At 59.5% G+C, this 24,316-nt stretch carries 17 protein-coding genes, 2 rRNA genes and 1 riboswitch; of the genes, 12 read left to right on the forward strand and 7 right to left on the reverse strand.

From position 1 onward, the window contains the following. The 6 genes from JS46_RS06270 to aceK all read left to right on the forward strand — a co-directional run. Positions 1-83, forward strand: a 23S ribosomal RNA gene (locus JS46_RS06270); the annotation flags it as partial. A gap of 93 nt (positions 84-176) precedes the next feature. Next, a 5S ribosomal RNA gene (rrf, locus tag JS46_RS06275) occupies positions 177-292 on the forward strand. A gap of 232 nt (positions 293-524) precedes the next feature. Then, entirely contained in the window at positions 525-1,454 is a 930-nt protein-coding gene (gene metA, locus JS46_RS06280; RefSeq protein ID WP_033749125.1) for a homoserine O-succinyltransferase, read from the forward strand. Positions 1,455-1,716: 262 nt separating this feature from the next. Then, a complete protein-coding gene (aceB, locus tag JS46_RS06285; RefSeq protein WP_033749126.1) occupies positions 1,717-3,288 on the forward strand; it encodes a malate synthase A in 1,572 nt (523 codons plus the stop codon). A 16-nt stretch (positions 3,289-3,304) separates the two neighbouring features. After that, the gene (gene aceA, locus JS46_RS06290) at positions 3,305-4,606 is read left to right on the forward strand and encodes an isocitrate lyase (RefSeq protein ID WP_033749128.1); all 1,302 of its coding nucleotides are present in this window, start codon (positions 3,305-3,307) and stop codon (positions 4,604-4,606) included. 57 nt (positions 4,607-4,663) lie between these two features. Further along, positions 4,664-6,382 (forward strand): bifunctional isocitrate dehydrogenase kinase/phosphatase, encoded by a 1,719-nt coding sequence (gene aceK, locus JS46_RS06295; RefSeq protein ID WP_033749129.1) that lies wholly within the window; start codon positions 4,664-4,666, stop codon positions 6,380-6,382. On the opposite strand, the gene iclR is transcribed toward aceK, so the two are convergent. Further along, complete coding sequence (gene iclR / locus JS46_RS06300) at positions 6,379-7,206, reverse strand: glyoxylate bypass operon transcriptional repressor IclR (protein ID WP_033749130.1); 828 nt, start codon at positions 7,204-7,206, stop codon at positions 6,379-6,381. The two genes, aceK and iclR, sit on opposite strands and share 4 nt — an antisense overlap. 150 nt (positions 7,207-7,356) lie before the next feature. Between iclR and metH the strand changes: the two genes are divergently transcribed. Then, on the forward strand, positions 7,357-11,085 hold the full coding sequence (gene metH / locus JS46_RS06305) for a methionine synthase (RefSeq protein ID WP_369799149.1): 3,729 nt from the start codon (positions 7,357-7,359) through the stop codon (positions 11,083-11,085). Positions 11,086-11,209: 124 nt separating this feature from the next. Here metH and JS46_RS06310 read toward each other — a convergent pair whose 3' ends face one another. The 5 genes from JS46_RS06310 to pgi all read right to left on the reverse strand — a co-directional run bounded on the left by JS46_RS06310 (position 11,210) and on the right by pgi (position 17,163). After that, positions 11,210-13,300 carry a YjbH domain-containing protein gene (locus JS46_RS06310; RefSeq protein ID WP_033749132.1) on the reverse strand — a complete coding sequence of 697 codons (2,091 nt, stop codon included), beginning with the start codon at positions 13,298-13,300 and terminating at the stop codon, positions 11,210-11,212. Then, positions 13,300-14,037 (reverse strand): capsule biosynthesis GfcC D2 domain-containing protein, encoded by a 738-nt coding sequence (locus JS46_RS06315; RefSeq protein WP_033749133.1) that lies wholly within the window; start codon positions 14,035-14,037, stop codon positions 13,300-13,302. Before JS46_RS06315 ends, JS46_RS06310 begins: the two co-directional genes overlap by 1 nt. Then, on the reverse strand, positions 14,034-14,681 hold the full coding sequence (locus JS46_RS06320) for a YjbF family lipoprotein (protein ID WP_033749134.1): 648 nt from the start codon (positions 14,679-14,681) through the stop codon (positions 14,034-14,036). The genes JS46_RS06315 and JS46_RS06320 overlap by 4 nt, the downstream gene beginning before the upstream one ends. Before the next feature lie 73 nt (positions 14,682-14,754). Then, entirely contained in the window at positions 14,755-15,003 is a 249-nt protein-coding gene (gene yjbE, locus JS46_RS06325) for an exopolysaccharide production protein YjbE (RefSeq protein WP_033749135.1), read from the reverse strand. 513 nt (positions 15,004-15,516) lie between these two features. Further along, on the reverse strand, positions 15,517-17,163 hold the full coding sequence (gene pgi / locus JS46_RS06330) for a glucose-6-phosphate isomerase (RefSeq protein ID WP_033749136.1): 1,647 nt from the start codon (positions 17,161-17,163) through the stop codon (positions 15,517-15,519). Between the two features lie 363 nt (positions 17,164-17,526). Next, a riboswitch (Lysine riboswitch) is annotated at positions 17,527-17,719 on the forward strand. A 110-nt stretch (positions 17,720-17,829) separates the two neighbouring features. On the opposite strand from pgi, the gene lysC reads away from it, so the two are divergent. Next, positions 17,830-19,182, forward strand: a complete 1,353-nt coding sequence (gene lysC / locus JS46_RS06335; protein WP_033749137.1) for a lysine-sensitive aspartokinase 3 — start codon at positions 17,830-17,832, stop codon at positions 19,180-19,182. 240 nt (positions 19,183-19,422) lie between these two features. Beyond that, a complete protein-coding gene (panS, locus tag JS46_RS06340) occupies positions 19,423-20,340 on the forward strand; it encodes a ketopantoate/pantoate/pantothenate transporter PanS (protein WP_033749138.1) in 918 nt (305 codons plus the stop codon). A 26-nt stretch (positions 20,341-20,366) separates the two neighbouring features. On the opposite strand, the gene JS46_RS06345 is transcribed toward panS, so the two are convergent. After that, a complete protein-coding gene (locus JS46_RS06345; protein WP_033749139.1) occupies positions 20,367-21,992 on the reverse strand; it encodes a Na/Pi cotransporter family protein in 1,626 nt (541 codons plus the stop codon). A gap of 288 nt (positions 21,993-22,280) precedes the next feature. Between JS46_RS06345 and psiE the strand changes: the two genes are divergently transcribed. From psiE to ubiA, 3 genes are all read left to right on the forward strand, one after another. Further along, on the forward strand, positions 22,281-22,691 hold the full coding sequence (psiE, locus tag JS46_RS06350) for a phosphate-starvation-inducible protein PsiE (RefSeq protein ID WP_033749140.1): 411 nt from the start codon (positions 22,281-22,283) through the stop codon (positions 22,689-22,691). 69 nt (positions 22,692-22,760) lie between these two features. Further along, positions 22,761-23,273 (forward strand): chorismate lyase, encoded by a 513-nt coding sequence (gene ubiC / locus JS46_RS06355; RefSeq protein WP_033749141.1) that lies wholly within the window; start codon positions 22,761-22,763, stop codon positions 23,271-23,273. Positions 23,274-23,303: 30 nt separating this feature from the next. Continuing rightward, positions 23,304-24,170, forward strand: coding sequence for a 4-hydroxybenzoate octaprenyltransferase (gene ubiA, locus JS46_RS06360; protein ID WP_179944787.1), 867 nt, complete (start codon positions 23,304-23,306; stop codon positions 24,168-24,170). Positions 24,171-24,316: the final 146 nt, after the last annotated feature.

Genomic DNA, 24,316 nt, shown 5'->3' on the forward strand with positions numbered 1-24,316 from the left:
GACGACGACGTTGATAGGCCGGGTGTGTAAGCGCAGCGATGCGTTGAGCTAACCGGTACTAATGACCCGTGAGGCTTAACCTTACAACGCCAGAGGCGTTTTGTGAGACGCGAGATTTTCAGCTTGTGACGGATATATTCTGCGCGGCCTGCGGGCGGCGCGGAAGACAGAATTTGCCTGGCGGCCTTAGCGCGGCGGTCCCACCTGACCCCATGCCGAACTCAGAAGTGAAACGCCGTAGCGCCGATGGTAGTGTGGGGTCTCCCCATGCGAGAGTAGGGAACTGCCAGGCATCCAACTGCGATAACCCTGACCTCACGGTCAGGGTTTTTTGCTTTTCAGGCCAGAAAAAAAGATCTCACGTCCTTTCTTTATCGCCCTTTTTCCTTCTCTCTGCTTTTTGCCGTTTAAAGCTGAAAGATTTTCATAAATCGCATGAAGACTCGACATCATCAGGCTGCCAGGCTATTGTTGGGCATCTGGATGTCTAAACGTATATACGGTTGTAAAGAGGAAAGTCGCACATGCCAATCAGGGTTCCCGATGAATTACCGGCAGTAAATTTCTTGCGTGATGAAAACGTCTTTGTCATGACCTCGTCGCGCGCCAGTGTTCAGGAAATCCGTCCGTTGAAAGTCCTGGTGCTCAATCTGATGCCGAAAAAGATTGAGACAGAAAACCAGTTCCTGCGTCTGCTGTCCAACTCGCCCTTACAGATCGATATTCAGCTGCTGCGCATCGACAGCCGCGAATCGCGTAATACGCCGACAGAACATCTCAACAACTTCTACTGCAACTTTGACGATATCCAGTACGATAACTTCGACGGGCTGATCGTTACCGGCGCGCCGCTGGGCCTGGTCGATTTCAACGACGTCGCCTACTGGCCGCAGATCCAGCGCGTGCTGCACTGGGCGAAAGAGCACGTTACCTCGACGCTCTTTGTCTGCTGGGCGGTGCAGGCGGCGCTTAATATTCTCTACGGCATCCCTAAACAGACGCGGCAAAACAAACTGTCGGGCGTCTATGAACATCAGATTTTGCATCCGCACGCGCTGCTGACGCGCGGTTTTGACGACAACTTTCTGGCGCCCCATTCGCGCTACGCTGATTTCCCGACGCAGCTCATCACCGATTACACCGATCTGGAGCTGTTCGCCGAATCTGAACAGACCGGCGCCTATTTGATGGCCAGCAAAGACAAGCGTCTGGTTTTCGTTACCGGCCATCCTGAATATGACGCGTTGACCCTGTCAGGCGAATACCATCGGGACTACGAGGCGGGCCTGCAGCCGGAGGTGCCGTTCAACTACTTCCCGCAGGACAACCCGGAGCTGCCGCCACGCGCCACCTGGCGCAGTCACGGCAATCTGCTGTTCTCTAACTGGCTGAATTACTATGTCTACCAGATTACGCCATTCGATCTGCGTCGCATGAATCCCACGCTCGAATAATCGGTTTCCTCGTTTGTCCTTACCGTGCCAGCTGCAAAGCTGTCACGGTTTTTTTATGCCTGTCGCTTTTCGAAAACGCCTCCCTTTAATTAAAGAAATTTAATTTCATTTTAATCATCAGGTTAATTGAGATATTAAATTAAAATGGAAATAGTTTTTGATTTTGAAAATGACGAGTATATGCTTGGATCCTGTAGCTCAAAAATTATCCATTAACCGGATCGCTATGACAGGATCCGATCGGCGACAGGAGCGATCTCGCATGACCGACACGATAATTCATAGCGATCTTACCTTCACAGAACCCTTCTCCCATGCGGAACAGCAGCTGCTAACGCCAGAGGCCCAGCAGTTCTTGCTTGAACTGGTCACTCATTTCTCCGCTGAGCGCGAAAGGCTGCTTGATCTCAGGCAGCAGCGGCAGCAGCGTTATGACGCTGGTCAGCTTCCCGACTTTGATATGGAAACTGCTTCCATTCGTGAAAGTACCTGGCGTATCGGCACCATACCTGATGACCTGCTGGACAGGCGCGTGGAAATCACCGGGCCGCCAGAACGCAAAATGGTCATTAACGCCCTGAACGCGAACGTGAAGGTGTATATGGCGGATTTTGAAGACTCGCTGACGCCGCAGTGGAGCAAGCTGATGGAGGGGCAGCAAACGCTGCGTGAGGCGGTGAATGGGACGCTCAGCTTTACCAGCGAAAGCGGAAAGATCTACCAGCTGCGCGCCGATCCTGCGGTGCTAATGTGTCGCGTACGGGGTCTGCATCTGGATGAAAAACATGTGCAGTGGCAGGGCAAAGCGATCCCCGGCGGATTATTTGATTTTGCCCTCTACTTTTTCCACAACGTTTCCGCGCTGCTCAGCAAAGGCAGCGGGCCTTACTTCTATCTGCCGAAAAGCGAAAGCTGGCAGGAAGCGGCATGGTGGCGCGAGATCTTTAGCTTCACGGAAGATCGCTTTCAGCTGCCGCGCGGCACTATTAAGGTCACGGTACTGATCGAAACCCTGCCAGCGGTATTCCAGATGGATGAGATCCTGTGGAACCTGCGCGACCATATTGTCGGCCTTAACTGCGGCCGCTGGGATTACATCTTCAGCTATATCAAAACGCTGCGTCAGCATGGCGACCGCATCCTGCCCGATCGACAGTCGATCACCATGGCGCAGCCTTTCCTGGATGCTTATTCGCGACTGCTGGTGAAAACCTGCCATCGTCGCGGTGCGTTCGCGATGGGCGGTATGTCCGCCTTAATCCCAGCCAAAGAGCGCGCGCGCAATGAATGGGTACTGCAGCGCGTGCGCGAAGATAAGCAGCGTGAAGCGGATAACGGTCACGACGGCACCTGGATAGCCCATCCCGGACTGGCTGATACGGCAATGGCCGTCTTCGACGCCGCGCTCGGCGAGCGGCAAAACCAGCTCGACGTTCTGCGCGAAAACGATGCGCCTGTCGACGCCGCACAGCTGCTGGCACCCTGCGCAGGCGAACGCACCGAAGCGGGTATGCGCGCCAATATCCGCGTCGCGCTGCGTTACCTGGAGGCCTGGCTGGGCGGCAACGGCTGCGTACCGATCGACGGTCTGATGGAAGATGCCGCCACGGCGGAAATTGCTCGTACCTCTATCTGGCAGTGGATTCATCATCAGCAAACTCTGAGCGACGGTCAGCCCGTCAGCGCCGAAAGCTTTTTGCGCATGCTGGATGAAGAACGACGCCAGCTCAACGATACGCGTTACGACGACGCGGCGCGGTTGATGGCGCAAATCACCACTGAAGACGAACTGGTTTCATTTCTAACTCTGCCGGGCTATCGCCTGATCCCCTGAAAAAGGAGCCGTTGCCATGACTCGTACCCAACAGATTCAGCAACTTGAACAAGCCTGGCGCGCACCGCGCTGGGAAGGCATCACGCGTCCCTACAGCGCTGAAGAGGTCGTTAAACTGCGCGGCTCGGTTAATCCGGCCTGCACGCTGGCGCAGCGCGGCGCGGAAAAGCTCTGGACGCTGCTCAACGGCGCAGCGCGCAAAGGCTACATTAACAGCCTCGGCGCACTCACCGGCGGCCAGGCGTTGCAGCAGGCGAAAGCGGGCATTGAAGCGATCTATCTTTCCGGCTGGCAGGTGGCGGCGGATGCCAATCTTGCCGGGCAGATGTATCCCGATCAGTCGCTCTATCCCGTGAACTCGGTGCCGGAAGTGGTACAGCGCATCAATCAGACCTTTCAGCGCGCCGATCAGATCCAGTGGGCGAACGGCGCTGAACCCGGTGATGAGGAGTTCATTGACTATTTCCTGCCGATTGTCGCCGATGCCGAAGCGGGTTTTGGCGGCGTGCTCAACGCTTTTGAACTGATGAAAGCGATGATTAGCGCGGGCGCCGCAGCGGTACATTTCGAAGATCAGCTGGCGGCGGTGAAAAAGTGCGGGCATATGGGCGGAAAGGTGCTGGTGCCGACGCAGGAAGCGATACAGAAACTGGTGGCGGCACGGCTGGCGGCTGACGTGATGGATGTGCCGACCATCCTGTTAGCACGCACCGACGCCGATGCGGCCGATCTGATTACTTCCGACTGTGACGACTATGACCGGCCTTTTATTCGCGGCGATCGCACGGCGGAAGGCTTCTTTCGCACGCACGCGGGCATCGAGCAGGCGATCAGCCGCGGGCTGGCCTATGCGCCCTACGCTGATGTGCTGTGGTGCGAAACCTCGACGCCGGATCTGGCGCTGGCGCAGCGCTTCGCCACGGCTATTCACGCACGCTATCCCGGCAAGCTGCTGGCCTATAACTGCTCGCCCTCATTTAACTGGAAAAAGAACCTCGACGACCGCGCCATCGCAGGATTTCAGCAGGCGCTGAGCGAGATGGGCTATCGCTTCCAGTTCATCACTCTGGCGGGCATTCACAGCATGTGGTTCAACATGTTCGACCTGGCGCACGCCTATGCCCAGGGAGAGGGCATGCGCCACTACGTCGAAAAGGTGCAGCAGCCGGAGTTTGCGGCGCGCGATAAAGGCTACAGCTTCTCATCCCATCAGCAGGAGGTTGGGACGGGCTATTTCGATCGGGTTACCACGCTGATCCAGGGCGGCCATTCGTCAGTGACGGCGCTGACCGGCTCGACCGAAAAGCACCAGTTTTAACCCCGTGTCACATGGCCTGCCCAACGCGTTTGGGCAGGCTTTTGTTGGGAGCTGCCTGTGCCACCACGCGAATCCTTAATTGCTCATACTATTCTGCAAGGCTTTGACGCGCAGTATGGTCGCTTTCTTGATATTACCGCTGGCGCGCAGCAGCGCTTTGAACAGGCTGACTGGCAGGCGGTACAGCAGGCGATGAAAACGCGCATCCACCTTTACGATAGCCACGTCGCGCTGGTGGTGGATCAGCTGCGCATACTCAACGATGCGGCACACTGGGACGATGCGTTCTGGCTACAGGTAAAACAGGACTATGAAGCACTGCTGCCGGACTATCCGCGTGCGGAAATCGCCGAAAGCTTTTTCAATTCAGTCTACTGTCGTTTGCATGGACATACCCACCTGCAGCCGAAGCGGCTGTTTATCTTCTCGACCCAGCACCACGCCTCACAGCCTGCACGACCGCTGGCGCGTCGCTATCAGCCGCAGCACGGCTGGCAGGCGATGCTGGAGCAGGTGCTGTGCGATACCACGCTGACGCTGCCCTGGCAGGACCGCGCGCGCGACGCCAGCTATATCCTGCGCCATCTGCAACAGCATTTCAGGCTGGATGGCGGCTGGCTGGAGGTGGCCAGCGAGCTCTTTTTCCGTAATAAAACCGCGTGGATCGTAGCGCGTTTGCACCTGCCGCACGCCATTTTTCCCTGTCTGCTACCGGTTCAGCGCACCGCCCAGGGCGAGTTATGGATTGATACCTGCCTGACGGATGCTAACGACGCCAGCATCGTGTTCGGCTTCGCCCGCGCCTACTTTATGGTATACGCGCCGGTGCCCGCTGCGCTGGTGGCGTGGCTCCAGCCGATTCTGCCAGGCAAAACGCTCTCTGAACGCTATATGGCCATCGGCTGCCAGAAGCACGGCAAAACCGAAAGCTATCGCGACTATCTGCATGCGCTGGCGCACAGCGACGCGGCATTCGAAATAGCGCCCGGCGTGCGCGGCATGGTGATGCTGGTCTTTACGCTGCCGGGCTTTGATCGCGTCTTCAAAGTGATCCGCGATCGCTTTGCGCCGCAGAAAGAGGTGACGGAGGCGCAGGTGCGCGCCTGTTATCAGCAGGTCAAAGAGCACGACCGCGTCGGGCGCATGGCGGACACGCTGGAGTTCGAGCAGTTTGCGCTACCGCTGGCGCGTATCCCGCCTGCGCTGATGGCGGAGTTTCAGGCCAGCATAGCCACGAAGATGCATATTGACGGCGACCGCCTGATTATCCGCCATCTGTGGCTGGAACGGCGTATGCAGCCGCTCAACCTCTATCTGGCGCAGGCGAACAGCGAAGAGCGGCGGCACGCGGTTGAGGAGTATGGCCACGCCATCAAACAGCTGGCGGCGGCCAATATTTTTCCGGGTGATATGCTGTTTAAAAACTTTGGCATGACGCGGCACGGACGCGTGGTGTTTTATGACTACGATGAAATCCGGCCCATGGATGAGCTGCACTTCCGCGACGTGCCGCAGGCGCGCTACGACGAAGACGAACTGAGCGCCGAACCCTGGTACAGCGTCGGCCCGGACGATGTCTTTCCCGAAACCTTCCGCTATGCGCTGTGCAGCGAGGCCGCGACCGGCGCGCTGCTGCAACAGCTGCATCCCGAACTCTTCGATGCGGGCTGGTGGCGTGCACAGCAGCAGCGCATCCGGCAGGGGCATGTGGAAGAGGTGATTGCCTGGCGCCAGGCGCAGCGCTTCAGCGTGCGCTACGCCCGCGAACTGGCTTAGCGACCGCTGTAGGCCAGCGTCACCTGACGCGCCTCACGGATCACCAGCGCGCCCAGCTCGGTAATGCGATCGTCCGTCATACGCGCGATCGGCCCGGATATCGACAGGGCGGCAAAAGGCTCGCCGTGCTCGTCGTAAATAGGCGCGGCGACGCAGCGCAGTCCCAGCGCATGCTCCTCATCGTCATAGGCGAAACCGCCTTTGCGTACCTGCGCCAGATTGGCCTTCAGGCTCTGCGGCGACATCAGGGTATTGGGCGTGTAGTGGTGCAGTCCTTTCTGATGCAGCAGCGCGGTGACCTGCTCATCGCTCAGGTGCGCCAGAAAAGCCTTGCCCGCGCCTGAGGCGTGCATCGGCAGCTTGCCGCCAATCGGCGCCGACATGCGCATCAGCTGGGTGCACTGCACCTGATCGATGATCACCGCCTGATAGTCGCTGAGATCCAGCACGGCCAGATTGACCGTTTCGCCAGAGGTTTCCATCAGCGTGCGCAGCACGGGATGAACCAGCGCCAGCAGATTTCGGCTCTGCAAAAAACTGCTGCCGACCACAAAGGCGTGCGCGCCAATCGTCCACAGGCCGAGATCGCCGGTCTGATGCACGAAGCCTTGCTGCTGCATCGTCGTCAGCAAACGGTGCGTGGTGGAGTTAGGCAATCCAGCCTGCTGCGCCAGTTCGGTCAGCGCCACGCTGCCGTGGGAGTCGGCGATCAGCTCCAGCAGATGCAGGCCGCGTTGCAGAGACTGCACCTGACCGCTGGCCGGCGGCGCGGCGGGAGTGCCGCGCGGTTTTTTGCCGCGTTTAGCGGGGACGGGCGTAACCATTGAGGTATCTCCTTGCGCAAAGTGGAAATCATTTTCAGCTTAATTGCGCAATTTGCAAACCCGCGTGTTCTGGTCCGATCTGTTACGCGTTCTGCCTGAAAATGTCTCACCTGCTGCGGCTTTCTCCCCTGCGTAAGTTATGACAGTATGATGCGCTGGCGTTTTAGCCAGCAAATTGAGCTAAACGAGGCAAGAGTGAGCAACAGAATCGAAGCGCTGCATCAGCAGCTCGCGCAACGCATCATGGTGCTGGACGGCGGCATGGGCACGATGATCCAGAGCTACAGGCTGGACGAGCAGGATTTTCGCGGCAGCCGCTTCGGCGACTGGCCCTGCGACCTCAAAGGTAACAACGATCTGCTGGTGCTCAGCAAGCCTGACGTGATCCGTGAGATCCACTACGCCTATCTGGAAGCGGGCGCCGATATTCTGGAAACCAATACCTTTAACGCCACCACCATTGCGATGGCGGATTACCAGATGGAAGCGCTCTCGGCGGAGATCAACTTCGAGGCTGCCCGACTGGCGCGCGCCTGCTGCGACGAATGGACGGCGAAAACCCCGCAGCGTCCGCGCTACGTCGCCGGCGTGCTCGGCCCGACCAACCGCACCTGCTCGATCTCGCCGGACGTTAACGATCCCGCTTTCCGCAACGTCACCTTTAGCCAGCTGGTAGAAGCGTATCGCGAATCGACGCGCGCGCTGGTGGAAGGCGGCGCCGATCTCATTATGATCGAAACGGTATTCGACACGCTAAACGCTAAAGCGGCGATTTTCGCGGTGCAGACCGAGATGGAGGCGCTGGGCGTCAACCTGCCGCTGATGATCTCCGGCACCATTACCGACGCCTCTGGCCGCACGCTCTCCGGCCAGACCACGGAAGCTTTCTATAACTCGCTGCGCCACGCCGAACCGCTGTCGTTCGGCCTCAACTGCGCGCTCGGCCCGGACGAGCTGCGTCAGTACGTAGCGGAAATGTCGCGCATCGCTGAATGCTATGTCACCGCGCACCCGAACGCCGGGCTTCCCAACGCCTTCGGCGAATACGATCTCGATGCTGGCGTCATGGCCGAGCAGATTGGCGAATGGGCGCGCGCCGGCTTCCTCAACATCATCGGCGGCTGCTGCGGCACCACACCGCAGCACATCAGGGCGATGGCGGATATCGTCGCCGGGGTGGCGCCGCGCAAACTGCCTGAACTGCCGGTCGCCTGTCGTCTCTCCGGGCTTGAGCCGCTCAATATCAGCGGCGACACGCTGTTCGTCAACGTAGGCGAGCGCACCAACGTCACCGGCTCGGCCAAATTCAAGCGCCTGATTAAAGAAGAGAAATACAACGAGGCGCTGGAAGTGGCGCTGCAGCAGGTGCAGAGCGGCGCGCAGGTTATCGACATCAATATGGATGAGGGCATGCTCGACGCCGAAGCGGCGATGGTGCGCTTTCTTAACCTGATCGCCGGCGAGCCCGATATCGCGCGCGTGCCTGTTATGATCGACTCCTCAAAGTGGGAGGTGATTGAAAAGGGGCTGCAGTGCATCCAGGGCAAAGGCATCGTTAACTCGATCTCGATGAAAGAGGGCGAGGAGACCTTTATCCACCATGCGCGGCTGGTGCGCCGCTACGGCGCGGCGATGGTGGTGATGGCCTTCGACGAAGCGGGCCAGGCGGATACGCGCGCGCGCAAAATCGAGATCTGCCGCCGGGCCTACAAGATCCTCACCGAGCAGGTCGGCTTTCCGCCGGAAGATATTATCTTCGACCCGAATATCTTTGCCGTCGCCACCGGCATCGACGAGCACAACAACTACGCGGTGGACTTTATCGGCGCCTGCGAAGATATCAAGCGCGAGCTGCCGCATGCGATGATCTCCGGCGGCGTCTCTAACGTGTCGTTCTCTTTTCGCGGCAACGATCCGGTACGCGAAGCCATCCACGCGGTGTTCCTCTATTACGCCATCCGCAACGGCATGGATATGGGCATCGTCAACGCCGGTCAGCTGGCGATTTACGACGATCTGCCCGCCGAGCTGCGCGAGGCGGTAGAGGACGTTATCCTTAACCGCCGCGCCGACGGCACCGAGCGTTTGCTGGCGCTGGCGGAGAAGTACCGCGCCAGCAAAGGCGACGGCACAGAGGATAAGCAGCAGGCGGAATGGCGCAGCTGGGACGTGGTAAAGCGGCTGGAATATTCGCTGGTAAAAGGCATCACCGAGTTTATCGAGCAGGATACCGAAGAGGCGCGTCAGGCGTCGGCGCGGCCGATTGAGGTGATTGAAGGTCCGCTGATGGCGGGCATGAACGTGGTGGGCGACCTGTTCGGCGAAGGAAAGATGTTCCTGCCGCAGGTGGTGAAGTCGGCGCGCGTGATGAAGCAGGCGGTGGCTTACCTTGAACCCTATATTCAGGCCAGCAAAGAGGCGGGCCGCAGCAACGGCAAAATCGTGCTGGCGACGGTAAAAGGCGACGTGCACGACATCGGCAAGAATATCGTCGGCGTGGTGCTGCAGTGCAATAACTACGAGATTATCGACCTCGGCGTGATGGTGCCGAGCGACAAAATCCTGAAAACCGCCATCGAACAGCAGGCGGATATTATCGGACTGTCAGGCCTGATTACGCCGTCGCTGGATGAGATGGTCAACGTCGCCAAAGAGATGGAGCGTCAGGGCTTTACGCTGCCGCTGCTGATTGGCGGCGCGACTACGTCAAAGGCGCACACCGCCGTGAAGATCGAGCAGAACTACAGCGGCCCGACGGTCTATGTGCAGAACGCCTCGCGCACCGTGGGCGTGGTGTCGTCGCTGCTCTCGTCGACGCTGAAAGCGGATTTTGTGGCGCGCACGCGCAAAGAGTACGACACCGTGCGCATCCAGCACGCGCGTAAAAAGCCGCGCACGCCGCCGGTGTCGCTGCAGGTTGCGCGCGATAACGCGGTCTCCATCGACTGGGAAAGCTATACGCCGCCGGTGGCGCATCGACTCGGCGTCAGCGAGATAGCGGTCGGCATCGACACGCTGCGCCACTATATCGACTGGACGCCGTTCTTTATGACCTGGTCGCTGGCGGGCAAGTATCCGCGCATTCTGGAAGATGAGGTGGTAGGCGAAGAGGCGAAGCGTCTGTTTGCCGACGCCAACGCGATGCTGGACCAGCTCAGCGCGCAAAAAGCGCTGACGCCGCGCGGGGTGGTGGGTATTTTCCCGGCTAACCGCGTCGGGGACGATATTGAGATTTACCGCGACGAGAGCCGCCGCGAGGTGGTTGCTGTCAGTCATCATCTGCGCCAGCAGACGGAGAAAACCGATTTTCCCAACTACTGTCTGGCCGATTATGTCGCGCCGAAAGGGAGCGGCAAGTCGGATTATCTGGGCGCGTTCGCCGTGACCGGCGGCCTGGAAGAGGATGCGCTGGCGGAGGCGTATGACGCGCAGCACGACGACTACAACAAAATCATGGTGAAAGCGGTGGCCGATCGGCTGGCGGAAGCCTTCGCCGAATATCTGCACGAGCGGGTGCGTAAGGTGATCTGGGGCTTTGCCGCCCATGAGAACCTGAGCAACGAGGAGCTGATCCGCGAAAATTATCAGGGCATTCGTCCCGCGCCGGGCTATCCCGCCTGTCCGGAACATACCGAGAAAGCGGCGATCTGGCAGCTGCTGGATGTGGAAACCCATACCGGCATGAAGCTCACCGAATCCTTCGCCATGTGGCCGGGCGCATCGGTTTCAGGCTGGTACTTCAGTCATCCGGATAGCCGTTACTTCGCGGTGGCGCAGATCCAGCGCGATCAGGTCGAGGATTATGCGGCGCGTAAAGGCATGGCGGTGAGCGAGGTTGAGCGCTGGCTGGCGCCGAATTTAGGGTATGACGCGGATTAAAACCACGGACGGCTTCGAAAGTTAAAAGGCAGGTGGCGCGGGCCGAACGAGCAGGAATGCCTTGAACGACTTTGCGATCTGCATTGACCAATAATAAAGGCGGCCATCAGGCCGCCTTTTTTCATCAATTGAAACGCGCGTCGCGATCGGACGTCAGGTCATAAAGCTGGTACTTGCGTCCCAGCATCTGCCCGCCGTCACGCGTCAGCGGCACCCAGTTCACCTGCGCGCGGCCGCGCGTCGGCGTCACGGTAAAGAGATCCATTGGAATCGACAGATAGAAACCTTTGGTGAAATCGCCTTCGCCGTACTGCTCCGACGACACGTTGGTTTTGGTGGCATAAACGCCCACCATCACGCCGCTGTCGAAGCGCTTCGACACGTCAATCGTCACGCCTTTGTCCTTCGCCAGATATTGTCCGACGCTCGCCTTCACCAGCAGATCCTGCATAAACCACGGACGCCAGTACGCCGTTACATGGCCGGTCGGCGCTTTGTAGTTGGTGAACTGCATCATGTTGTCCCAGTCGCGCTGGCGCACATAGTTGGCGTCGACGCCAACGGCCCAGTTGCTGTCGATGGGACGGTAGAGCATCTCGCCGCCGACGCCGCCGTACATGGTCTCGAGGTAACCGCCGTACATCTGGCCGTAGAAGCCGTTGCCGAGGTAACCCATGTAGTTGGCCTGCAGATCGTTAACGTAGACGTTGTTCTCGACGTAGTCGCGAATATGGGTGCGCACGCGCGGCAGCGTCGAGTCGGCGGGCGCGCCGTTATAGTTGAACTTGTCGTAGTTATTGGCGAGGTTGCCGAACAGGCTGCCGCCCACCAGCAGATGATCGGTAAACCAGTAATCCAGGTTGCCCATCACGCCGACCTGGTACATGTAAAAGCTTTCCGGGCCGCCGACCGACTGGTTTAGCACCGGCGACAGGCTGTAGTTAAGCCGCTCTTTACGAATAAAGAAGCCTTGCTCGGTCTCGCCCGCGTCGACCGGGTTCTCGCGCGTCTGGCGCAGCGGCTGCTCCTGACCGAGCGGATAGCCTGCCAGCTCATTGCGCAGGCTGTTGACGTCGGTACGCGTCGTGACCTGCGGCATATTGAAGCGCGACTCGGTCACCTCGATCGTTTCGATGCCCGCCGGCAGGTTATTCATGATGATGCGGTTGGCGCGATCGACCCCTTCGCGCGTGTCGCGGTATTTGGTCTGCTCTCCGGAGACGAACAGCGTGCTGCCTCGGGTCTGAATGCGCGGCCCGCTCAGCCCGGCGTTGTACTTCAGATCGCTCAGCTGGCTGGCGACCACGGTCGGCTCCAGCATGCTCTCCTGCGGCTGAGGACGGTATTCGGGCTTCGCGCTGTCGATATGCGTCTGGCGCAGATCGTTGAAGTTGGTGCGCACCGTCACGCCGAACATAAAGGTATTGCCGCGCTCGTAGCTGGCGTTGATATCGGCCCAGTCGGTGACGCGATAAATCGCGCCGACGTTGACCTTGCTGCGCTGCTCGAGCCTGCCGGCGAAGTCATCCTGATAGTTGTTGCCCTCATACTCCAGCTTGAGGCGCAGCGGCTGCCACGGCGTCTGATACTCCACGCCGCCGAACAGCGCCGACGGGCCGTGAAACATTTGCGAGCCGTTGATCGAGCCCGCTTCGCCGACGCCGGGACGCTGGCAGTAGCTGTCGCTGTAGGAGCAGAAGGGGTTTTTCACCGTGCCGCTGTTGCCGAGATAGCCCCAGCCGAGTCCGAGGGTAAAGTCGAATGGTCCCCAGGCTTTGCTCGCCACCAGATATTCGCTGTCGAACAGGCCGGTGCCGCCAAGATCGCGCGAGCCTAAAGCGACCTCAGGCAGCCAGTAGCTCTCTTTCAGCAGGCGCAGCTTAAGGTCGAACGCCTTGTCTTTGTAGCTCTGATTACCGCTGAAGCTCTCTACGGCGCTGTAGCGTCGCGTGCGCACGTCGGTATAGCGCACCGTCGTCTCCAGCCAGGGCAGCAGCTGCAGCGAGGCGGAGTAGTAGCGGTACTGATCGTTATCGCGGAAGTTAAGGCTGAACTCGCCCTCGCGCGCCATGCGTGCGGTCGGCACCTGCAACAGGCCGACGCCGCCAAAGTCAGACTGCGACGGACCCACCGGATCGGGAAAGGTATCGGCCTGCGCCTGGCATGCGGCGGCCACGGAAACAGCCAGCAGGCTGAAAAGAAGTCGTTTATTCATCACTCTGGCACCCGGTGAGTCAGAACAGAAATCATGCGCTGGTTCAAATCGTCATACGCGTCAGGCAGGCTCCAGGCGGAGAAGCCCAGCCAGATAATGCTGCCGGGCGCGACTTCCCTGTGGCGCTGATTCCAGTAGGCCACCGGCACGCGCTGCGTTTCGCCGGAGGGCGCGATCACCGTGGCGTAGCTGTTCTCCGCGCCGGAAAGAGGCTGATGCTGCGCCAGATAGCCGCGCACCGTCTGGCCCGGCTGCCAGCTGACTTTGCCTGCGTCGCGCAGCGCGCCCAGCAGCCATACGCCGTCGGACGGCGGCGTCAGCCAGAGGTCGTAGCGGCCTTCCAGCCGACGGTTGCTCTCGGGATGAAGGCGGATCTGGTCGGGATCGAGCGAGACGAACTGGCGGCCAGCGACCTTGACGGCGCTGAGCTGGCGCAAAACTTCGCCGATGGCGGCGGCGCGATCGCCGCTGCTCTGCGCCTGCCAGGCGCGTAGATCGGCCAGCGTCTGCTGCTGCTGGCGCTGCGCGGCGGCGCTGGCGTTTCGCTCTGCGATAACCGCGCCGCGCCACCAGACGGCGTCCATCAGCGCAGGCTGCGTCGTCAGCTGCGCCAGATCCTGCACGTTTTCGAGCGTGGCGCTGCCCTGCGCGCTATGCACCATAACCTGACCCGCCGCCCACGCGGCGCTGCTGCCGGCCAGCATCAGGGCGGCCAGCAAAGAGAGTGTTGTTTTCATGATTTCGCCGGCTTCAGAAGGGTAGTGGCAACAGGGAAGTCGTCCGCAGCCAGCATCTGGCGCGCCTGCACCACATCGCCGCTGCTGTTATCGATCCAGAAGGTGTTCTCCCACGCGCGGCCGGTGGCCTCGATGCGCGCCTGCTCGATCCAGACGCGGCAGGCGACGCGGCGACCCGCCAGCGTCAGCACCTCGTCAGCGCCGCGCGTAAAGCGCGAGCTCACCGTCGCGGCGCGCGTCTCGCCGTGCTCGGTCCACTGCGCGATGCGCGTCCAGCTGACGCCGTCGCGCAGATGGAGCGCATCCGCCAGCGGATCCTGCGGCAGATTGCTCACTTCTTGCAGGTTATCCGGCAGGCCGAGCGTTTTCACCAGGCGGCCATGCCGGATCACCAGCATAGCGTTGTCCTGAGTGATCCACTTCTGCTGGCCATTTTCGTTATAGCCCAGCACCACGAAAATCTGCGGGCCTTCATTAATCCGCGCATAGAGGCTGGCGTAGGGCAGGTCGGCGATCTGCTGGCTGGTTTTAATCACGTCATCGGGGCCGGAGACCGCCATCATGACGGTCTGTTCCAGCCCTTTTTGCGTCTGCGTGCAGGCCTGCAGCAGCAGGCAAGCCAGCAACAAAGGAAGTTGGCGCACTGTGTGTCCCTGTAAAAGAAGCCAAAGCAAAAAATAACCACACGGCTGTGTGGTTATGTTTAAAGGTGCTACGTCAACGAGTGGTGCTCGTTGTGGTCGTGGTTGTTGTACCGGTATTCGCGCCGTCACCACCGCCAGAAGCGGCAATGCCGACACCGACTAATGCGCCGAGCGCGCCGATACCGACAGCGGTCGAGGTGCCGGCGGAGATTGCTCCCGCCTGCGCGCCCGCTGCGGCACCCGCTTCTTCCGGAGCGGCAAAAGCCACGGAATGCGCTGCGACGTATAGTACGGCTGCTCCGGCAACCATGATTTTTTTCATACAGCTTGTCCTGCATTGAGTGAATGAAGGATGTACCCGTTTTCGGGCGCGTTCAGTATAGGGCAACAAATTACCAGAGTTCAGCGTGGGAAAAAGCGGTCGAAAAGGGCGGTTTATTTTGGCTAAAAAAGGGGCTAAACAGCGATAACCTCCTTTTTATTGGTAAGATTTACCAGAGGCCAGAATTTATTGCTGGTCGAAAATTAAATGCAAAGCGTTTTACGCTTTTTTATTAATAAATGGACCGGAAAAGAGATTATCAGAATTTGTCGGGCTGCCTGAAAATAGAATTGCTTTAAAAAACAAATGGAAGGAGGTGACTGGTGAATGAATAAGGACCATTTAAAACGCGAGAGAGAGGGGGTTTCTCTCTACATCTTCAGAAGAATCTCACCTTAATTTAAGAATTATCCCGTCGGAATTGCGCATATTCTCTGCGACGGCGCGGTTATTTTGTTCGCAACAGCAAGAAAAAGGCGGCCGCGCGGCCGCCTTTGCAGGATTCAGACTTTATTAACGCCAGGATTTATAGCGATTAATTAAGCCATTAGTGGAACTGTCGTGGCTGGTAATATCGGCGCTGTTTTCCAGCTCCGGCAGAATACGGTTAGCCAGCTGCTTGCCTAACTCTACGCCCCACTGGTCGAAGGTGAAGATATTCAGGATCGCGCCCTGCGTGAAGATTTTGTGCTCGTAAAGCGCAATCAACGCGCCAAGGCTATAGGGCGTGATCTCGCGCAGCAGGATCGAGTTGGTCGGGCGATTGCCTTCAAACACTTTGAACGGCACGATATGCGCGACGGATTCAGCAGACTTGCCGGCATCGGCAAACTCTTTCTCTACCACGTCGCGCGACTTGCCGAACGCCAGCGCTTCGGTCTGGGCGAAGAAGTTAGAGAGCAGCTTCTGGTGATGATCCGCCAGCGCGTTGTGGGTAATGGCCGGCGCGATAAAGTCGCACGGCACCAGCTTGGTGCCCTGATGGATCAGCTGGTAGAACGCGTGCTGGCCGTTGGTGCCCGGCTCGCCCCAGATAATCGGGCCAGTCTGGTAATCCACCGGGTTGCCGTCGCGATCGACGTACTTGCCGTTAGATTCCATATTGCCCTGCTGGAAGTAGGCCGCGAAGCGGTGCATGTACTGATCGTAAGGCAGAATCGCTTCGGTCTCAGCGCCGAAGAAGTTGTTGTACCAGATGCCGATCAGCGCCAGCAGTACCGGCAGGTTCTGCTCGGCTGGCGTGGTGGAGAAGTGCTGGTCCATGGCATGCGCGCCGCTCAGCAGCTGCTCGAAGTTGTCGAAGCCGATAGAGAGGATAATCGACAGACCGATGGCCGACCAGAGCGAGTAGCGGCCGCCGACCCAGTCCCAGAACTCAAACATATTGGCGGTATCGATGCCGAATTCGCCCACCGCTTTCGCATTGGTAGAGAGCGCGGCAAAGTGTTTCGCCACGTGCTGCTGATCGCCGGCGGTTTTCAGGAACCAGTCGCGCGCGCTGTGGGCGTTGGTCATGGTTTCCTGGGTGGTGAAGGTTTTCGACGCCACCAGGAACAGCGTGGTTTCCGGGCTGAGATCTTTCAGGGTTTCCGCGATATGCGTGCCGTCCACGTTGGAGACGAAGTGCATATTGAGGTGGTTTTTATAGGGGCGCAGCGCCTCCGTCACCATAAACGGACCCAGATCCGACCCGCCGATGCCGATATTCACCACGTCAGTGATCGCTTTGCCGGTATAGCCTTTCCACTCGCCGCCGATGATGCGCTCGGAGAAGTGCTTCATCTTCTCCAGCACCGCGTTCACTTCCGGCATCACATCTTTGCCGTCTACCAGAATCGGCGTATTGCTGCGGTTGCGCAGCGCGACGTGCAGCACGGCGCGATCTTCGGTGCGGTTGATCTTCTCGCCAGAGAACATCGACTTAATCGCGCCGCTCAGGTCGGTCTCTTTCGCCAGCGCCTGCAGCTTGTCCAGCGTCTCCTGGGTAATGCGGTTTTTCGAAAAATCCACCAGCATCTGGTCGTCAAAGGTGGCGGAGAATTTAGCAAAACGATCGGCATCCTGGGCGAACAGCTCGGCGATAGTCACCGATTTCATCTGTTCAAAATGCTGTTGCAGCGCTTTCCAGGCTGCGGTTTGGGTCGGATTGATATTTTTCATGGCAACACTCTTGTTGATTTAAGAACCGTCATTCCATCGTGGGCAACCACACCCGTATAGCGTTTCAGTATGACAATAGTGTCCGCTGAAAGGAAAAATTTTGTCGGCGTCGTCACCTTTGCGGCAGGGGGCAGCGGAACGCGTGCCGGAAACCGCGCGCCGTTTTAGCCTGTCGCCGCGGGCGATTTACCGTTCAGGCGGCGCGTATTGTGCCGCTAATGCCGTCGCCGAACCTTGTGCCGAATCAGAATAAACCGGTCTGAAGGAGGCCATTTAGCTCTGCGGGCGCAGCAAATCGCCGACAGACGTAGACAGCAACCTTATGACCCGGTATTTTTATGCGGCTACTTGCGCACCCGTGCGCAAGCCAGAAGAGGCGCGTCGCCCAGGCAGTGTGTTGGAGGAACCGTATCCGGGGATAACACATCAGGGGGAGCGACGCCGAGGTGGTCAACACACGGAGTGTTGCCTGTCGGCTGCAGGGGCTGAATCCCTTGGGTTGTCACCAGAGGCGTCCACAGTCGGTCGCTTCGCAAGGTGAAGTGCTTCTGGGTGACTCGTCTCCTGATCTTGTCTGCCCAATTCTGCTCTTCCCTTGTGCCAAGGCTGATACAATGTCTCCCGTCCCATAAACGCGGGAGAAGATAACCTGACACGAGGTCGTACATGTCTCAAACTCTGATCGTGGCGAAATTCGGCGGCACCAGCGTTGCCGATTTCGATGCTATGAACCGCAGCGCCGATGTGGTGCTGGCCAATGCCAACACGCGTCTGGTGGTGCTCTCCGCCTCGGCGGGCGTGACCAATCTGCTGGTCTCGCTGGCGGAAGGTCAGGAGCAGGCGCAGCGCGCTTACCTGCTGGACGAAATTCGCCGCATCCAGTATGCGATTGTCGAACGCCTGCAAAACCCGGCCGTTATCCGTGATGAAATCGACCGCATGATCGAAAACATCACCATGCTTTCCGACGCCGCCTCGCTGGCGACTTCTAACGCGCTTACCGACGAACTGGTCAGCCACGGCGAGCTGATGTCCACGCTGCTGTTCGTGGAGATTCTGCGCGAGCGTCAGGTAGAGGCGGAGTGGTTCGACGTGCGTAAAGTGATGCGCACCAACGACCGTTTCGGCCGCGCCGAGCCGGAAATCGCGACGCTGGCTGAACAGGCTGCCGCGCTGCTGACGCCGCGTCTGGCGCAGTCGCTGGTGATTACCCAGGGCTTTATCGGCAGCGAGCAAAAGGGCCGTACCACCACGCTGGGACGCGGCGGCAGCGACTATACCGCCGCGCTGCTGGGCGAGGCGCTGAAAGCGGCGCGCGTCGATATCTGGACCGACGTGGCGGGCATCTACACCACCGACCCGCGCGTGGTGCCGTCCGCGAAGCGTATCGACGACATCACCTTCGAAGAGGCGACCGAAATGGCGATCTTCGGCGCCAAGGTGCTGCATCCGGCGACGCTGCTGCCGGCGGTGCGCAGCGACATTCCGGTGTTTGTCGGTTCAAGCAAAGATCCCGCCGCCGGCGGCACGCGCGTGCATCGCGAAACCGCCAACCCGCCGCTGTTCCGCGCGCTGGCGCTGCGTCGTCGTCAGACGCTGCTGACGCTGCACAGCCTCAACATGCTGCACTCGCGCGGCTTCCTCGTCGAAGTGTTCACTATTCTGGCGCGCCATAATATCTCCGTGGATCTGATAACCACCTCGGAAGTGAGCGTGGCGCTGACGCTCGACACCACCGGCTCGACCTCTACTGGCGACAGCCTGCTGACCCAGGCGCTGCTGACGGAGCTGTCGTCGCTCTGCCGCGTCGAAGTGGAAGAGAACCTGGCGCTAGTGGCAATCATCGGCAACAACCTCTCCCGCGCGCGCGGCGTCGGCAAAGAGGTGTTCGGCACGCTTGAGCCGTTTAACCTGCGCCTGATCTGCTACGGCGCCAGCAGCTACAACCTCTGCTTCCTGGTGCCGGGCGAAGATGCAGAAAGCGTGGTGCGCGCGCTGCATAAAAACCTGTTCGAATAATGATCCGCCCGGCCGGATTGGATCCGGCTGGTGCGATCGACCGCTTTTTAGCGTAAAAGCCAGCGTATTTCTGGCCCTGTCTGGCGGATCGGCAGCAGTCGATCCCCATTTTCCCTTCTGGCCTCACCTTGCGATAACGAAATGTTATGATCCCGCTCCGCTGGCGCACCCGTTCCTGCGTCGCGTTTCTCTGTGGCAAATTCGCGAAAAAACACAACATTCAAAGAAGGAAGTCTGGCTATGCTCGCCAAATTAACCCGCCTGTTCCCGCTGTGGGCCGTGCTGCTCTCAGTTGCCGCCTACTACTCGCCCGGCACTTTTCTCGGCATCGGACCCTGGGTCTCCTGGCTGCTGATGCTGATTATGTTTGGTATGGGCGTCACGCTGAATATCGACGATTTCAAACGCGTGCTGGTGCGCCCGGCGCCGGTGATCGCCGGCACCTTTCTGCACTATCTGGTGATGCCGCTCGCCGCCTGGGCGCTGGCGAAGCTATTCCAGATGCCGCCGGATCTCGCCGCGGGCATGATCCTGGTGGGCAGCGTGGCCAGCGGCACCGCCTCGAACGTGATGATCTATCTCGCGAAGGGCGACGTCGCGCTGTCGGTGACCATCTCCTCGGTCTCTGCGCTGGTGGGCGTTTTCGCGACGCCGCTGCTGACGCGCTTCTACGTCGATACGCATATTCAGGTGGACGTAGTGGGCATGCTGCTCAGCATCGTGAAGATCGTAGCGATCCCGATTAGCCTGGGGCTGATCGTCCATCACAGCTTTAACGGTCTGGTGCGCCGGATCGAGCCTTACCTGCCGGCTTTCTCTATGGTGTGCATTCTGTTGATCATCAGCGCCGTAGTGGCGGGCAGCCAGGGCTTTATCGGATCGGTCGGCCTGATGGTGATCGCCGCCGTGGTGATGCATAACGCCATCGGCCTGCTGGGCGGCTACTGGGGCGGCAAGCTGTTCGGCTTCGATGAGTCGACCTGCCGCACGCTGGCGCTGGAGGTTGGCATGCAGAACTCCGGACTGGCGGCGACGCTGGGCAAGCTCTACTTCTCGCCGCTGGCCGCGCTGCCGGGCGCGCTCTTTTCAGTCTGGCACAATCTCTCTGGCTCGCTGCTGGCTGGCTACTGGTCAGGCAAACCGGTCGACAAGAAATAACAGAGCGGGGGCCGGGCGCCCCCGCTTCACTCCTCGTCCCGCCCATCGTCCGGCTGCTCCAGCAGCGTATAGGCCACGCTGCACAGCAGCGAATTCAGGCGCTTCATATCCCCCAGCAGACCGAGATGCAGCGAGCTGGTTTCAATGCTCTGGACGTTCTTTTGATGCAGTCGCTCGACATGCGCATGCGAAAAGCGGCGAATCAGAATGCGGAAGCGATGCTTGGCGCGGCGCAGCCGTTTCGCGCTGGTGACGTCGCGCGAGAGAAACACCGACAGGCTAAGGCGCAGGTTCGCCAGCAGCTGCTCATGCAGCGTCTCTAACTCCTTGATGCCCTCCGCCGAGAAGGCGCGGCGCGGCGTCAGCGCCTTATCCGCTACGTCGCCGCTCATGCGTTCGATGATGTCGCCCGTCTGCTCAAGATTCAGCGACATCTCGATAATTTCACCCCAGCGTCGCGAATCCTCTTCCGACAGATCCTCTTTCGGCATGCGCGCCAGATAGAGCTTGATAGCGGTATAAAGCACGTCTACGTCGTCGTCCAGCCGCCGCACCGTGCGCTCTTCGCGCACTTCGCCGTGCACCACTTTATTGAACGCCTCCAGCATCATTTCCAGCACGTCGCCGATGCGCAGCGTCTCGCGCGCGGCGTTGACCAGCGCCAGCGTCGGCGTATCCAGCGCGCTGCGGTCGAGATGGCGAGGCTTCATCGCCATATCCGCCTCGGCATCGTCGCCGATAAGGCGGGTGCAGAGCCGCGCCATCGGATCGGCGAAGGGCACCATAATCAGGCAGCGGATCAGGTTGTAGAAGACGTGGAAGAAGATCACCAGCTCTTCGTCGTTGACCGGCATCTTATCGAGCCAGGGCGCCAGCAGGTTGATAAAGGGCAGTACCGCCAGCGAGCCGAGCAGTTTGAACAGCAGGCTGCCGAGCGCCACCCGCTTGCCGGCGGCGTTGGAGCCGCTGGCGTTCAGCATCGCCAGCAGGCCGCTGCCGAGGTTGGCGCCGATTACCAGACAGAGCGCCACTTTAAACGAGATCACGCCCGCGGCGGTCAGCGTGGCGGTAATCAGCACCGCCGCCAGGCTGGAGTAGCTGATAATGGCGAAGACCGCGCCGATAAGTGCATCCAGCAGAATATCGCCGGTCAGGCTGGAGAAGAGCACCTGCACACCTGACGCCTGCGTAATCGGCCGGGCGGCGCTGACGATTAGCTGCAGCGCCAGCAAAATCAGCCCCAGGCCAATGCTGGCGCGGCCCATCTGGCCGACGCGCGTCTGCTTGCGCGACAGGAAGAAGACTACGCCGAAAAAGATAAACAGCGGTGACAGCCAGGAGAGATCGAAAGTCAGAATACGCGCCATGATGGCGGTGCCGACGTCGGCGCCGAGCACCACCACCAGCGCAGGCGTCAGGCCCATCAACTTCTGCGCCACAAACGAAGTCGCCAGCAGCGTGGTGGCGTTACTGCTCTGCACCAGCGTGGTTACGCCGATGCCCGCCAGGAAAGCCATGGGTTTCTTTTCGATGCTGCGGCTGAGCACGCGGCGCAGGTCGGCGCCGAAGACGCGCATAATGCCGGAGCGCACGATATGAGTGCCCCAGACCAGCAGGGCGACGGCGGAAAGAAGATTAAGCAGGGTCAACACGTCATGCCACTCCGTAACCGTCAGGCTAAAAAGCAGCAGAGAGCCAGCCTGACGGAAAGAGCAATCTGCAAAAGGAACGGCCGGAAGAACGCAATTTTTTCTGAATTTTAAGCGACCTGCGCGCGCTGCCGACCTTTTAACTGTAGACCAGTTCGCTGAGACGAGAAGGAGATCGATGTCGGATTTTTGTCCGCAGCGGCGAGCGGCATACTGCCGGTATCTTGTGATCTATATCACATTACAGCATGATGGCGATCCTTTACTAAAAAGCCATTATCGAGGCAAATCATGAACGTTAAACCCACCGGCGGTCAGTACATCGCATTGGCGCTGCAATGGGTGCTAAATCTGGGACTGCTGGCGCTGGCGGTTATTCTGGCGGTGTTTCTGGGCAAAGAGACGCTGCACCTTGCCAACGTGCTGCTGAATGTTGGAGAACAGGCCTCCTCTTATCTGTTGATTGAGGGGATCGTTATCTATTTCCTCTACTTCGAATTTATCGCGCTGATTGTTAAATACTTCCAGTCTGGCTATCACTTCCCGCTGCGCTATTTTGTCTATATCGGCATTACGGCGATTATTCGACTGATTATCGTCGACCATAAAAATCCCTTCGATACGCTCTGCTACTCCGGCGCCATCCTGATTCTGGTGGTGACCCTGTGGCTGGCGAACAGCAACCGCCTGAAGCGCGAATAACTGCCGCCAGGTGTGCCCGTCGCGCCTCTGCGCTACACTGTTGCCCTCAAAATTGACGGGAGTGGTGATATGTCGCAAGAGGCGCTCAGCTTATTACGCGCGCTCAACTGGCTGCCATCCACGCATCCGACGCTGACCGCGCCGCTGCTGGACTGGCTGATGGAGGAGGACTCCATGACGCGCCGTTTCGAGCAGCACTGTCGGCAGGTGACGGTGCGGCCGATGCGCGAAGGCTTTATCAACGCCGATGAACTCACCGATGAAAGGGCGCTTCTGCCGGATGATGCGCGCTTCTGGCTGCGCGAGATCGTGCTGTGCGGCGATGACGAACCCTGGCTTATCGGCCGCACGCTGGTGCCGGAAAGCACGCTCAACGGCCCGGAACAGATGCTACAACAGCTGGGGACGCGCCCGCTTGGCCGCTATCTTTTCTCCTCTTCAACCTTAAGCCGCGACTTTATCGAACCGGGCAGCGTCGGCGCGCTCTGGGGACGCCGCTCGCGCCTGCGGCTGTCGGGCAAGCCGCTGCTGCTGACCGAACTGTTTTTACCCGCCTCGCCGCTCTATCGCGACCTGGCCTGAGGACGATTAAACGTGGAAAAAAGCGTACAGATGAGTAAGTTTCAGGCCTATAGCCGCCTGATGCGTATTGATAAACCGATCGGCACGCTACTGCTGCTGTGGCCGACGCTGTGGGCGCTCTGGCTGTCGGATATGGGCGTGCCGCCGCTGTCGGTGCTGGTGGTGTTTGTGCTCGGCGTGTTTGTGATGCGCGCGGCGGGCTGCGTGATTAACGATTTCGCCGACCGCAAGGTCGACGGCTTCGTGAAGCGTACCGCCGGCCGTCCGCTGCCCAGCGGCGCGGTTAGCGAGAAAGAGGCGAAAATCCTGTTTGTGCTGCTGGGCTTGCTGGCGTTCGCGCTGGTGCTCACCATGAACCTGATGACGATTCTGCTTTCGCTCGGCGGGCTGGCGCTGGCCTGGTGCTATCCCTTTATGAAGCGCTATACCCATCTGCCACAGGTGGTGTTAGGCGCGGCGTTCGGCTGGGCTATTCCCATGGCCTGGGCTGCGGTTAGTGAGTCCTTACCATTAGAATGCTGGCTGGTGTTCCTGGCAAACATCTGCTGGACCGTCGCCTATGATACGCAGTACGCCATGGTCGATCGCGATGACGATATCAAGATCGGCGTCAAATCGACGGCGATTCTGTTTGGTCGCTACGACAAGCTGATTATCGGCCTGCTGCAGCTCGCAACGCTGGGTCTGTTGGCGCTGGTGGGACTGCTGATGCAGCTTAACGCCTTCTTTTACTGGTCGCTGCTCGGCGCCGCCGCGCTGTTTCTCTACCAGCAAAAGCTGATCGTTCGCCGCGAGCGCGACGCCTGCTTCCAGGGGTTTCTTAATAACAACTATGTCGGCCTGGTGGTGTTTATTGGCGTAGTGCTGAATACGCCGCCGTTTAGCCAGCTTTTTTAACAGCAAAAAGGCGACAAATTTGTCGCCTTTTGCGTCTGCTGGCAAGGTGCCAGCGCGGGAGAGAGGGCCCGATCGCAAAGACGCAAAAAGCGGCATCCCTGCCGGCTCGGCCCGCGACATCCTTGTCGCGGGACGCTTTGCTCTTC

It is taken from the genome of Pantoea sp. NGS-ED-1003 (assembly GCF_000738765.1).
Classification (GTDB): Bacteria; Pseudomonadota; Gammaproteobacteria; order Enterobacterales; family Enterobacteriaceae; genus Pantoea; species Pantoea septica.

What these genes read in the sequence shown, in the direction of transcription:
- metA (WP_033749125.1), top strand. Translation starts at nt 525, where the DNA reads ATGCCAATCAGGGTTCCCGATGAATTACCGGCAGTAAATTTCTTGCGT.
- aceB (WP_033749126.1), top strand. Translation starts at nt 1,717, where the DNA reads ATGACCGACACGATAATTCATAGCGATCTTACCTTCACAGAACCCTTC.
- aceA (WP_033749128.1), top strand. Translation starts at nt 3,305, where the DNA reads ATGACTCGTACCCAACAGATTCAGCAACTTGAACAAGCCTGGCGCGCA.
- iclR (WP_033749130.1), bottom strand. Translation starts at nt 7,206, where the DNA reads ATGGTTACGCCCGTCCCCGCTAAACGCGGCAAAAAACCGCGCGGCACT.
- metH (WP_369799149.1), top strand. Translation starts at nt 7,357, where the DNA reads ATGCGCTGGCGTTTTAGCCAGCAAATTGAGCTAAACGAGGCAAGAGTG.
- JS46_RS06310 (WP_033749132.1), bottom strand. Translation starts at nt 13,300, where the DNA reads ATGAATAAACGACTTCTTTTCAGCCTGCTGGCTGTTTCCGTGGCCGCC.
- JS46_RS06315 (WP_033749133.1), bottom strand. Translation starts at nt 14,037, where the DNA reads ATGAAAACAACACTCTCTTTGCTGGCCGCCCTGATGCTGGCCGGCAGC.
- yjbE (WP_033749135.1), bottom strand. Translation starts at nt 15,003, where the DNA reads ATGAAAAAAATCATGGTTGCCGGAGCAGCCGTACTATACGTCGCAGCG.
- pgi (WP_033749136.1), bottom strand. Translation starts at nt 17,163, where the DNA reads ATGAAAAATATCAATCCGACCCAAACCGCAGCCTGGAAAGCGCTGCAA.
- lysC (WP_033749137.1), top strand. Translation starts at nt 17,830, where the DNA reads ATGTCTCAAACTCTGATCGTGGCGAAATTCGGCGGCACCAGCGTTGCC.
- panS (WP_033749138.1), top strand. Translation starts at nt 19,423, where the DNA reads ATGCTCGCCAAATTAACCCGCCTGTTCCCGCTGTGGGCCGTGCTGCTC.
- psiE (WP_033749140.1), top strand. Translation starts at nt 22,281, where the DNA reads ATGAACGTTAAACCCACCGGCGGTCAGTACATCGCATTGGCGCTGCAA.
- ubiC (WP_033749141.1), top strand. Translation starts at nt 22,761, where the DNA reads ATGTCGCAAGAGGCGCTCAGCTTATTACGCGCGCTCAACTGGCTGCCA.
- ubiA (WP_179944787.1), top strand. Translation starts at nt 23,304, where the DNA reads ATGAGTAAGTTTCAGGCCTATAGCCGCCTGATGCGTATTGATAAACCG.